The organism is Myxococcus sp. CA040A, assembly GCF_013336725.1.
Classification (GTDB): domain Bacteria; phylum Myxococcota; class Myxococcia; order Myxococcales; family Myxococcaceae; genus Myxococcus; species Myxococcus llanfairpwllgwyngyllgogerychwyrndrobwllllantysiliogogogochensis.
In genome coordinates, this window is record NZ_JABUMR010000016.1 from 119,237 (window position 1) to 131,148 (window position 11,912).

Sequence of the window (11,912 nt, forward strand, 5' to 3'; positions counted from 1 at the left end):
CCCGTCTGGCTGGAACGGCTCGCCCAGCACCTTGAGGACGACAGCGCCAAGGGCGCGCCAGCTTCTCGGATTCGGCTGGACTGCATCTCTGTGGTGCCACGTAACTACGTCCTGAACTTGCTCCAGTAGCCTGCGCCGAGGCGCCACGCGGCACCAGCCGGGAGGGGCACAGTCCCCGTGGCGATGGCCATCGTAAGGTGCGCGTGCCCTTCAGCGGCCTGCCCAACGGCACATTCCGGGTATGCCGGCAACGAGGGCCAATCCCCATACTTCGTACCAAGAAATTGCTCTACAGCGGAGACTGCGTCGTCGAGCGAAGGATACTTGGCGGTGAAGTAGGCGCCCCCTTCGTCATACCCCCATTGCTCGTAGTCAATGTCAACGACTGACTCAGCACGAATCCCAATCGTCCGGATATAGCCAGGGAACGAAGAGGACTCGGAAACATCGACGACGCATACTTTCCCTTTGCTGGTCAGCATCCTGCGCCGAATCTCTTCGATTTCCATTCTGTCTATCCGTGTTAAGAGGCAGGCCTTCCCAACTCTACCCTCCCCACCGCTGCCGCCTGCTGCCGTCGTAGAGCACCCCGCCTGGCTGAAGCTCCCAAGTCGCCGAACTGACCTGCCTGGGTCCTTCGGACCACTGATTACGAGAGAGGTGCCGGCCGGGATGGGGTGGGTACCACTGCTTCGCACTGCCGTCGAAATTCCAGAGGCGTGAGGTAGCCGAGGCTCGAGTGTGGCCGGACCAGGTTGTAGTGCTGCCGCCACGCCTCGATGACAACCTTTGCCTCTACCCTGGAACGAAACCATTCCATGCTGAGGCACTCGTCGCGAAAGCGTCCGTTGAAACTCTCGTCGGTGCCGTTCTGCCAGGGCTTGCCCGGCGCGATGTGCGCCAGCTCGATGTGCGCCTCCGCGGCCCACCGCAGGATGGCGGAGGCGACGAACTCCGGCCCGTTGTCACTGCGCATGTGCCTGGGTGCCCCTCTTTGACTCACCAGCTTCGACAGCACCTCGACTACCCGTCCGGAGCGGATGGCGCCCGCGACGTCGATGGCAAGGCACTCGCGCGTCCACTCGTCCACCACCGTGAGGCATTTGAGCTGCTGTCCGTTGGCGCAGCCGTCGAAGACGAAGTCGTAGGCCCACACCTGGTTGGGCCCCGTCGCAGGCAATGGACGCGGGCGACTGGCCGCCACTCTCCGCCTGGGCCGTTTGCGCGGCACCTGCAGGCCCTCCTTGCGCCAGAGCCGATACGCCCTGTCTGGACACATGCGGTGACCGTCCCGCCCCAAGAAGATGCGGATGCGACGGTATCCGTACCTCGGGTACTGCAGGGCGAGCTCGCGCATCCGCTCCACGACAGGCCTCTCCCGCTGTCCCTTCTGCGACACGTACCCCAGGGCCGAGCGCGCCACCCGCAACAGCCTGCATGCTCGCCGGGTGGACAGCCCCCGGGCGCGGGCATACTCCACCTGCTGTCTTCGCGCGGGGGCGCTCACCATTTTTTTGCTTGGATTTCCTTCAACACCTCGATGTCCAAGTCCCGCTCAGCCAGCAGCTTCTTCAACCGGGCATTCTCCGCCTCCAACTGCTTCAGCCTCTTCGTGTCGTTGGCGTCCATGCCCCCGAAGCGCTTGCGCCACGCGTAGACTGTGGGCTCGCTCACTCCATGCTTCTTCGCGGTCTCCGGCACGGACGACCGCTCCGCCTCTCGCAGAATGGCGACCATCTGCTCTTCGCTGAACCGACTCTTCTTCACTGCCTGCCTCCGTGATGTCCGGAGACGGCATCCTCTCAAGCTTCAGGTGGTCCGAAAACCGCAGGGCATGTCACTCAGCCAGCCGGAGAACGCCGCCAGCAGAAGAGCCTTGGCACTCAGGATGCGTGTCGGCCGAGCCAGGCCCGGAAGAAGGGCGGCTCATCGCACACCCTCCACCGCATATGGCACATGCGTCACCGCTCTCCCCCTGACCAGATTGGCGGTCAGAGAGCGACTCAAGTGGGCAACAGGTGGGAGGGGTACCGGAGCGGGGGTCAGGGCCCGAGATGCTCGGGAAAAATCCCCAAGCATCCCGGGCACTTCCCTCTGCGCGCGATACAGGATTCGAACCTGTGGCCTTTGGCTCCGGAGGCCAACGCTCTATCCAGCTGAGCTAATCGCGCAGAACCGCTACAGCGAGGGCACAAGTAGCCGAACTCCCCGGCCGACGCAAGCCCGCATTCCGCCCAGGGCTGACGGGAGAACACCCCACCGCAGGGGTCCCCCGCCCGCCCAGGCGCCTCAGCTCGCCCTGCGACGCCGGCCCACCAGCAGGACCAGCGCCCCCAGGCCCAGGAGGACGAGCGATGAGCCCCCTCCCTCGCCCGCCGAGGCACAGCTCAAGCCACCGCCTCGGGCGTCAATCTCCAGCGACGGATCCAGCACGAAGTTGACCACGGAGGACTGCACCGAAACGTTCCCCGCGTCATCCGTCGCCACCAGCGTCACCGTATGGCTGCCGTAGTCCAGATCGACGCGCGGAACGAAGCGCCAGTCACCGCTCGCGTCCGCCCGGACCTCACCGGTCTTCACGCCATCCACCAGGACGGAGACCATCGTCCCGGCATCCGCGTCGCCCTGGAACGTGGGCGTCCGCACCGACAGGATGTCGTTCACCCGAGGAACGGACAGCGAGGGCGCCCCAGGGGCCTTCAGGTCCACCTTCCAGCGGAACTCGGCGGGAGTGGGGTCCTCGTTGCTCGCCGGATCCCGCGTCTTCACCCGCAGGACATACTCAGTCTCTTCCGCATCCTCCCGGCCCAGTCCCGTCAGCCGGTACTCCGCGGGGTTGCAGCTCACGAAGTCCGCCCCATCCAGGCTGCAGAAGTACTGCATCTCCAGCTCGTCTTTGTCCTGGAACGACCCAAACGAGAAGACCGCTTCCACGGAGTTGGAGAGTTCCTTCGGCTTCGTCTCGATGCTGGTGTCCGGCGTTTTCGTATCGCTGGTCCACGAATGCGTCACATACAAACGCTCGAGCGTGAGGTTCCCCGCGATGTCCTTGCCCCTGATCGTCAGTGTGTGGGCCCCATCGCCGATATTGGGCCGGGTCAGCGGGCTCGAACAGGGCGTGAAAAGCGGCGTGTCGAGCGCGCATTCATACGTCTCCAGCACCTCCGACGTCTCGAATTGGAAGGTGTAGCCCGGCACGTTCGTCAACGTGGGAGGTCCCGAGAGAATCGACACCACGGGTTCATCGACATCCACGATCAGGGTGTAGGGCGCGGAGACCGGTCCCAGATTCGTCGCCAGGTCGGTGAGCGTGGCGGTGATGATGTACTGACCGCTGAGCAAGTCGAACGGGGGCGTGAAGCTCCATGTCGCGCCCGTGGCTTTAGCAGTCCCCCAGAACACACCATCCTTGTAGAGCGTGATGGTCCCCTCCTCCGGGGTCTCGCCCTGGATGCCAGGCTTCTCCTGGTTGGTGGGGTGGTTGGCCCTGGGAGCCGTCACCGAGGGAGCCGTCGGAGCCGTGCGATCCACTTTCCAGCGGAGAGAGGCTGGAATGCCATCCCGCTCCCCCGCGAAGACAGCGCGAACCGAGAGCGTGTAGATATTGTCCGGCAGACCTTCGTAACGGGCGACATCGTAGTCGTCACCAGGCCCCTTGGGACACGGAGCGAAGTCCGGGGGAGGGTTGTCCGGGTTGATGGACTTCTCGAGCTTGCACTCGAAGTCCACCACGCCCTTGTTCGACCACAGCGAGAAGATGGCCTCCGCCTTGTTGGTGAGTCCTCCGTCAGCAACGGGGCCCTCGAGGATCAAGGTATCCACCGCGCCGGTGCTGATGCTCCACGTGTGGGACGCCGGCGAGTCGTCCCGGTTGCCCGCCGCATCCACGGCGCGAATCAGCAGCGTCTGAGAACCGTCACGCAGGTTGGACTTCTGGATGAAGCTCTCATCCACTTCCGGCCCCGGAGGAGGACGCTCGCACGGGGTGAATACCTGCTCATCGTCCTCCGGATGCCCCGGTTCCTCTTCTTCCGTTTTGTAGATGTGCCGACACTCGTAGGTCAGCGCTTCAGGCCACGCGAGTCGGAACTCGGCCGTGGTGTCACCGACACGAAGGTCCGGAGCTTCGAGGATGGTCGTCTCCGGCTTCGTCACGTCCACGATGAACGACACCGGGTCCGAGTCCATGAAGCGCCCCGCACCATCCGTCGAGCGGACGAACACCGTGTTGGGCCCCTCATTCAGCGGCGTGGTGCGCAGGTAGGTCCACTGGCCGCCAGGTCCCACGCTCACCGTGACGGGCTCCGGCAGCGGTCCGAAATAGACCTGCACCGAGGTTCCCAACTCCGCGGTACCAGTCAACACGGGATACTGGGTGTTCACATACGTGCCGAGCGGCGCCACGATGGGCTTCGCCGGGTCCTTCCGGTCCACATGGAACGTGAGCGTGCCGGAGAACGCGCTGACGTTGCCCGCCGGGTCCTTCGACATGGCGCGAACCCAGTGGAAGCCATCATCCGCGGGCGACGGTGAATACGTCACCGACCAGGCCCCTGACGCATTCACCGTGGCCGGCGGCAACACCACCGAGTCATCCACATACACCGTCACTTCGGTGTTGGGGTTGAGCCCCACCGTGGACTCGAGCACACCGTCCAGAGTGATGGGCACAGCGGTGTAGTGCTCGCCCAGGATATCTGGATTGAGCACGGGGCGCGCGGGCGCCACCGTGTCCACGGTGATGCCCACGTCCGAGGACTCCACGAAGTTCCCCGCCGCATCGGTCGCCCGAGCGCGAAGGATGTAGCGCTCCTGGTCCAGCGCGGCGGGCACGACACTCCAATTTCCCGAGGGACTGCTGGCCACCGTGGTCAAGGTCTGCAGCGTGGTGCCCGAACTCGTCAACCGCACGGTGACCACCACGCGTGCTCCCGCCTCCGTCGTCCCGGCGATTGTCGGCGTGAGCTCGCGCACCGCGCCCGCGCTCGGGGACGTCACCTGGATGGACGAGGGGGCCGCGAGGTCCACCCGCCATGCGTGACTGATGGGCGACGGGTCCACGTTGCCCGCGGCATCGATCGCGCGCACGTGGAACTGCTGGGGGCCGGACGTCAGCCCGGTGAACGTGCGACTGCCTGACCCCGTCCCAGGACATGGCGTCGAGGTGAAGGTGACGCCGTCGACGGAGCACTGGAACGTCGCCGTGGAGTCATCCGGGCTCTGATAGTCGAAGAGCGCGCTCGACGAGTTGCTGTCGGCCGCGGGCACCGCGGTGAAGGATGTGTCGGGAGCGAGGGTGTCCACGCGCCACGCGCGCGACGCGGGGCTCGGGTCCGGCGTCCCCGCCGCGCTGTAGGCCGTCACCTCCAGCGTGTGGGCACCTTCGTCCAGGTTCGTATAGGTCTGGGTCGGACCGCAGGCCGTGGCCGGGCCAACGTCCAGCGAGCACTGATACGTGACCCCACCCGTGAAGGTGAAGACCGCGGTCTTCGAGCTCGTCGGCGCGCCTGGGGGACTGGCAACGGGCCCCCCCGTGATGGCGGTGTTGGGGACGGAGGTGTCCACCTTCCAGGTGTAGCTCTTCGGGTTCGGGTCCTGATTGCCCGCTTGATCGATGGCGTAGACCGTCAGCCGGTGGTCCCCGTTGCCGAGCGCGCCGGACGAATACGAGGGCGGGCATGGACCGAAGGCCGCATCCCCCAGCGGCGGCGTACTGTCCAGCGCACAGCGATAGTCGGACGTCTCCGTCGAGGTGAAGGTGAAGTTCGCGACCGTGGCGCTGGAGATCGGAGGGACCCCATTGGGCGTGAGCGTCGTCGTTGGAGGGACGTTGTCGAAGGTGAAGTTGAACTCCGTGCCGATGGCGCTGTAGGCACCGAGGAACCCGGCTTGCGCCGCGACGCGATAGGCCGTGCCAGGGGTGCTGCTCGGAGGCACGAACGAGTAGACGAAGTCCTTGAGGCTGTCCGATGCCGTCCTCCCCCAATACGTGTACGTGAGGTTCGGGGTCGTGTTGGTGACTTCGTAGAGGATGACCTCTGACAAGCCCTGATCCGTCGTTCCCCTCAGCAAGGGATTTTTCGTCCGACCAGGCGGCGGCAGCGGGGTGAGCCCCGGAACGCCGGGCGTGGTGAAGGCCGTGTCCATGAGGGTGACGGTGCCCGCATGATTCAGCGCGGTGGCCGCGTCATTGGGCATCGCGCCATCGGTGGTGGCCCCAGGGGCCGTGCCCTGGGTTCCCGCCATGCCCGAGGGAGTGGTGGGGATGCAGGAGGCCCCTCCTGAAGCCTGGAAGAACACGCGCCCTCCGCCACCTCCGCCTCCGGGCCCGGCCACGCCGACAGCGCCATTGCCACCCGCCGCGCTGACCTTGTTCGGGTCACACGTCCCGCTGCCCGTGAAGCGCAGGTGCAGGGTGCCACCGGCTCCACCACCATGGCCGACATTCGTTCCCGTGGTCGCCAGGGCGCTCTCCCCATGGGCCAGGATGCTTCCAGTCCCCGAGAGCGAAGTGGCGCGGATGAAGATGATGCCGCCGCCTTGGCCACCTGCCCCCGTCGTCAGGGCGCTCTGGGCATGCCCACTGCCTCCGCCACCACCAAACGTGAGGAAGCTCAGGGACGAACCACTGAGCGCCGCGCCGCCATCGCCCCCCGGGTTGTCCCCCTCGTTCTGCCCTCCCACGCCACCGGGCCCACCATTGCCACCGCCACCGCCGCCACCACCGCGACAGGGGCCTCCGCCTCCACCATTCGTGGAGTTGTCGGCCGAGTCCTCCTGGTCGGGAACCACGTCCTCTCCCCGGCGTCCCGTATTGCCCGGGTCCGAGCCCGAGCAACCGCCGTTCGCGTCACCGACGAAGGCCGCGCCCCGGAGCCCGAGCCCCGTTGCTTGAATCGTTCCGTTGTTGATGAGCGGGCCATTGGCCAGGAACGCCAGCACGCCGCCCGAGCTCCCGTTCCACTTGTCCGCGGTGACGGTGACGTTCGCGTTGACGGTGACCGCTCCGTAGCGAGGCACGGTGACCACCTGCGCGCCCGCGCTCTTGTAGCTGTGCACCAGAGGCGCGGTGAGCGTCAGCGAAGTCGACGTGGGGCCCCCTGTCTTGACCTGCGCGAACTCCCACTGCCCCACGGTGGGCGCCACACCGGCCGACAAGTCCACCGGAGTGCTCGTGCCTGGCGCGGGCGCGGGGCTCAACCCGGTGGTCTGGATGACCATCACCAGGTTGGTGTTGGCGAGCTCCGGGAGCGCCCCGAGCAGCACCAGCGTGTCCGTCCCCGCGTTGGCATTGGCGTTGAGCTTCGTATGACTGTTGATCTTGTGCGAAGAGCCCGCCGTGGAGAAGACCCTCGCCGTGCCTCCTCCCCCCAGCCCGAACCGGTCCCGTTCCGCGCTCGCGGTGCCGCACAGCAACAGCACGCCCCACAACAGCGCTCGCGTCAGCAGCGTTCTCATTGGCGCACGTCTCCTGGCTTCACGGCCCCGTCAGCGGGGAGCGCTCCTCGCGACTCCTGTGGGTCGATGAATTTGAACTCGATGCGGCGGTTCTCTTCGCGGTCCTGATACGTGTTTTCGGGGAACACCTTCGGCTTGGTCTTCCCGAAGCCCACGGCCATCAACCGGTCCGCCGGAGCCCCCTTGCTGATGAGGTACTGGCGCACCGCATCCGCGCGGGCCTGCGACAGGCGCCGGCTGGCATCCAGGGGCGAGCGCAGGTCCGTGTGCCCGCCCACCACCACCATGGGCAGCTCCGGGTGTTCCTTCACGATGCGCGCCACCCAGTTGAGCTGCTCGAGCGAGCGGCTCTGGATGACCACGCCCGAGGCCTCGAAGTAGATCCGCTCGAACAGCTCCAGGTGGCCCGGCTTGATCTCCACCAGCGGCGGCACGTTCGCGGGGCAGCCCAGGTTGTTCGCCGCGCCCACGTCCTTCACGCAGCTGTCCAACCGGTTGGGCACGCCGTCCTTGTCCGAGTCCATCTCCGGGCAGCCCTTGCGCTCCGGCGGACCCGGCTCGTTGGGGCATTCGTCGTTGTCGTTCTCGATGCCGTCCTTGTCGAAGTCACGCACCGGGCAGCCGCGGTTGTCCTCCGGTCCCGGGTCGTCCGGGCAGCTGTCCTTGCTGTCCTCGACCTCGTCCTTGTCCCGGTCCTCGATGGGACACCCATTGCGCGCGGGGGGGCCGTTCTGGTCCGGGCACTCGTCGAGCATGTCCTCGATGCCATCTCCGTCCGAGTCCTTCGCCGAGCAGCCTCCGCGCGCCGCGTCTCCGGCCACCAGCGGACAGCGGTCCACGCTGTTGATGATGCCGTCCCCATCCTCGTCGGAGCCGGGGCACTCCTGGATGGGGTCCGTCAGCGTCTTCACCAACCCCGGCTCGCAGCGCACCGACGACTCACCGGGCCCGCGCGTCGGCACCACCTTGCCGAACGCACCGCCCACCATCAGCCGGAACAGCGGCGTCCCCGGGGCCGAGCCCACGCCCATGCCCGCCAGGGCGAAGAGTTCCAGCGACGGACTCGCCAGGTAGCGCGCCCCCGGCAGGAGCTCCACCGCGCCGGGCTGGTCCGTCAGGGGCAGCATCGCGCGCACGTTCAGCTCCCAGCGCAGCCGCTTGCCCGTCGTGGAGAGCGCCGCGCCCACGCGCACCTCGTGCCCCACCTCGTCCTCCAGGTCGCCCACGCGCTCGGTCAGCAGCATCTTCTCCCGCTGGACGTAGCCGACCTCCAAGCCCGCGCGGATGCGCCCGAAGTGCCGCCCCAGCATCAGCCGGGGCGACAGCCGCACCGAGCCGTCATCCCGCGAGAACCCCTCCGCGCTGCCCAGGGGCACGCCCACCCCCAGCTCCGCCGCGAGGTCCAGCACGCCCGACGACTCTTGCGTCAGGAGTCCCACCCGACCGCTCAGTGACGGCGTGGAGAGCGTCTGCGCACGCGGCTCCGGGATGCCCGCACCCGCCAACCCGGTGCTGTTGCCACCCTGAAACGCCACCAGCGGCACCTGCAACCCCACCTGCAACCAGCTCAAGGGCGCATAGGCCGCGGCCAGGTGCGCCGTCGCGCGGCTGCCCACGACGGCGAGCTTCTTCCCGGTGTTCATGTACACCAGCGGCTCGTGGGCGTACTGCATCGCGACCGTGGCTCGGAAGTCACCCGCTGGAAGCAGCTCACCCAGGCCCACGAGCAGCGCGCCTTCCGCGCCAGGATTCAGCTCCAGCCGCTCCAGGTCGAACCCCCTCAGGGGCGACGCATTGGGGACGGGGGGCACGTCGTCCTGGGCCCCGGCGCTCGCGGACGCCAGCGCGAACGCAAACGCGAGCACGCCTCGCAGCAGCCTGCTTCGTCTCATGATTCTCCCGGATGAATGGCGTGTGGGTAACCCGGAGCCGTCCCACGTTTCAAGCCGGCCCCCCGCGTTCACTCTACACCAGATGCCCCCCTCCTCTGGCCAGCCCGCACCCATCGGGTCGCCCGGCGCGCGAGGGCCGAGACAACGCTGTCACTGAAATCTCAGACCAGGGATTCCCGCCCGGTCAATTCGTGGCATGCTGGCGCATCACTCACCTCCCCGCGGCTCGCGCGGGGTCTGGCGCCGGGGGCACTCTGATGATCGCGAACGCCGCGTTGCTCGCGAACCAGGCCGAGTTCGAATTCGAGGCAGGTTCGTTCACGGCCGCGGAGCTGGCGGTGCTCGGCTTCGAGGCCGAGGAGACGCTCTCCCAGCCCTACACCGTCGAAGTCGCCCTCGCCGTCCGGCCCGACCTCGAGGTGGAGGAGAAGCTGCTGCTGGGCAAGGACGCGCGGCTGACGGTGATGCTCGGAGACGGCACCGCCCGCTTCTTCCAGGGCGTCGTCGCGCGGATGACCCGCTGGGACGAAGGCAGCGGCCCCGAGCGCCGTCGCTACCGCGTCACCGTCGTGCCGCGCCTGTGGACGCTGCGCCACCGCCGCAAGAGCCGCATCTTCCAGGAGCTGACCGTTCCGCAGATCGTCCACAAGGTCCTGGACGAGGCCAAGGTCGAACACCGCCTGGCCCTCACTGGAACCTACCCGGTGCGCGACTACTGCGTGCAGTACCGCGAGTCGGACCTGGACTTCGTCTCGCGGCTCCTCGAGGAGGAAGGCATCTTCTACTTCTTCGAGCACGCCGAGAGCTCACACATGATGGTCCTGGGAGACGGCTCGTCGGCCAATCCCTCCATGCAGGGTGAGTCCAAGCTCGTCTTCCGCGAGCGCTCGCACATGATCGCCTCGCAGGAGTACGTGCACGAGCTGGTGGCGCGCACCGAGGTCCAGCCCGGCGTCGTCGCGCTGCGCGACTACAACTTCCTGCGGCCGGCCCAGATGCTGGGCGCGGAGGCGGAGGCGGACGACGGCGAGACGGCGCTGGAGATCTACGACTATCCCGGCCGCTACGAGGAGCCGGGCCCCGGCCGCAACCTGGCCCAGGTGCGCCTGGAGGAATTGCGCGCGCGCACCCAGACGGTGACGGGCGCCAGCTACAGCCGCCGAATCTGTCCCGGCCACGTCTTCGAGTTGGCCGAGCACCCCGACACCGCCGTCAACCGCAAGTACCTGCCCATCTCCGTGCGCCACACCGGCCACCAGTCGGAGGCGGTGAGCATCGACCAGTCCACGCTGCGCTCGCGCGAGGGCTACCGCAACGAGTTCCTCTGCCAGCCCGCGGACGTGCCCTTCCGGCCGTCTCGCGTGACGCCCCGCCCCGTCATCCCCGGCGCGCAGACCGCGCGCGTCGTGGGCCCCGCGGGCGAGGAGATCCACACCGACGAGCATGGCCGCATCAAGGTCCAGTTCCACTGGGACCGCGAGGGCAAGGCCAACGACAAGAGTTCCTGCTGGATTCGCGTCAGCCAGGCCTGGGCGGGTCCGGGCTGGGGCGCGCTGTACCTGCCGCGCATCGGCCACGAAGTGGTGGTGGAGTTCCTGGAAGGAGACCCGGACCGCCCGCTCGTCACCGGCAGCGTCTACAACGGGCAGAATCCGCCGCCCATCGACCTGCCCGGCAGCAAGACGCAGAGCACCCTGCGCTCCAGCTCCAGCCCTGGCGGTGACGGCTCCAACGAGCTGCGCTTCGAGGACGCGGCGGGCTCGGAGCTCGTGTATCTGCACGCGCAGAAGGACTTCAACGTCGTCGTGGAGAACGACAAGACGCAGGAGGTCCGCGGCAACGAGACGTTGCTGGTGAAGAAGGACCGCGCCCGCGTCATCGAGGGCAACCAGTCCCTCGAGGTGAAGAAGGACGACGACAGCACCATCAGCGGCAACCAGTCCCTGGCCGTCACCGGAAACCGCTCCACCACGGTGGCGGGCAATCACACCGAGTCCGTCAAGGGTGACCAGTCCATTGGCGTCAGCAGCAGCCAGAGCCTGTCGGTCAGCCTGGCGTCGGCGGAGACGGTGGGCCTGGGGAAGATGCTCACCGTGGGCGGAGCGCTCGCCATCAGCGTGGGCGCCGCCTTCAACGAACTGGTGGGCGGCGTCAAATCCGAGCAGGTGGGCGGCGCCAAGGTGGAAGTCGTTGGCGCGAAGAAGTCCGAGTCCGTCAAGGGCGCCCGCTCCACGCAGGTGGGCGGGGACCTGTCGGAAGAGATTGGCAAGTCCCGGACGCTGAAGGTGGACAAGGACCTCATGGTCAGCGTCGGTGGCAAATCCAATCACGTCACCAAGGACGCCTACGTCCTGTCCGCCAAGGAAATCGCCCTGGTCGCCGAGGAGCAGTTCACCCTCAAGGTCGGCTCCGCCACGTTGCAGGTGAAGAAGAACGGGGACGTCGTCATCAAGGGCGCGAAGATTGAAGTCACCGGCAGCGGCGACGTCATCATCAAGGGCTCCAAGATCTCCGAAAACTAGGCCGGTCCAGGCAGACCCCGGGGGGGGTGGCTTGAAACAG

General features: G+C 67.3%; 5 protein-coding genes and 1 tRNA gene. 1 reads left to right on the forward strand and 5 read right to left on the reverse strand.

Annotated elements, in window-relative coordinates; genetic code table 11:
* Nucleotides 1–104: 104 nt before the first annotated feature.
* The 5 genes from HUA75_RS42945 to HUA75_RS42965 all read right to left on the reverse strand — a co-directional run bounded on the left by HUA75_RS42945 (nt 105) and on the right by HUA75_RS42965 (nt 9,350).
* On the reverse strand, nt 105–509 hold the full coding sequence (locus HUA75_RS42945; RefSeq protein WP_174489730.1) for a hypothetical protein: 405 nt from the start codon (nt 507–509) through the stop codon (nt 105–107).
* A gap of 140 nt (nt 510–649) precedes the next feature.
* Nucleotides 650–1,767, reverse strand: a protein-coding gene (locus tag HUA75_RS42950) for an IS3 family transposase (RefSeq protein WP_174489731.1) whose coding sequence is annotated in 2 segments (ribosomal slippage) — nt 650–1,509 and nt 1,509–1,767 — 1,119 coding nt in all. Because the reading frame shifts where the segments join, the coding sequence is not laid out codon by codon here.
* A 330-nt stretch (nt 1,768–2,097) separates the two neighbouring features.
* Nucleotides 2,098–2,171: transfer RNA gene (locus tag HUA75_RS42955), tRNA-Arg, on the reverse strand.
* Nucleotides 2,172–2,289: 118 nt separating this feature from the next.
* Nucleotides 2,290–7,458, reverse strand: coding sequence for an Ig-like domain-containing protein (locus HUA75_RS42960; protein WP_174489732.1), 5,169 nt, complete (start codon nt 7,456–7,458; stop codon nt 2,290–2,292).
* Nucleotides 7,455–9,350: an OmpA family protein gene (locus HUA75_RS42965; protein WP_174489733.1), complete on the reverse strand. Its 1,896-nt coding sequence runs from the start codon at nt 9,348–9,350 to the stop codon at nt 7,455–7,457. The genes HUA75_RS42960 and HUA75_RS42965 overlap by 4 nt, the downstream gene beginning before the upstream one ends.
* Nucleotides 9,351–9,607: 257 nt before the next feature.
* Here HUA75_RS42965 and HUA75_RS42970 point away from each other — a divergent pair, with 257 nt between their 5' ends.
* Nucleotides 9,608–11,872 carry a type VI secretion system Vgr family protein gene (locus HUA75_RS42970; protein WP_141648217.1) on the forward strand — a complete coding sequence of 755 codons (2,265 nt, stop codon included), beginning with the start codon at nt 9,608–9,610 and terminating at the stop codon, nt 11,870–11,872.
* The last annotated feature ends 40 nt before the right edge of the window (nt 11,873–11,912 follow it).

Bases quoted from the DNA above. Each gene is read 5' to 3' on its own strand.
- HUA75_RS42945 (WP_174489730.1), bottom strand. From the start codon at position 509: ATGGAAATCGAAGAGATTCGGCGCAGGATGCTGACCAGCAAAGGGAAA.
- HUA75_RS42965 (WP_174489733.1), bottom strand. From the start codon at position 9,350: ATGAGACGAAGCAGGCTGCTGCGAGGCGTGCTCGCGTTTGCGTTCGCG.
- HUA75_RS42960 (WP_174489732.1), bottom strand. From the start codon at position 7,458: ATGAGAACGCTGCTGACGCGAGCGCTGTTGTGGGGCGTGCTGTTGCTG.
- HUA75_RS42970 (WP_141648217.1), top strand. From the start codon at position 9,608: ATGATCGCGAACGCCGCGTTGCTCGCGAACCAGGCCGAGTTCGAATTC.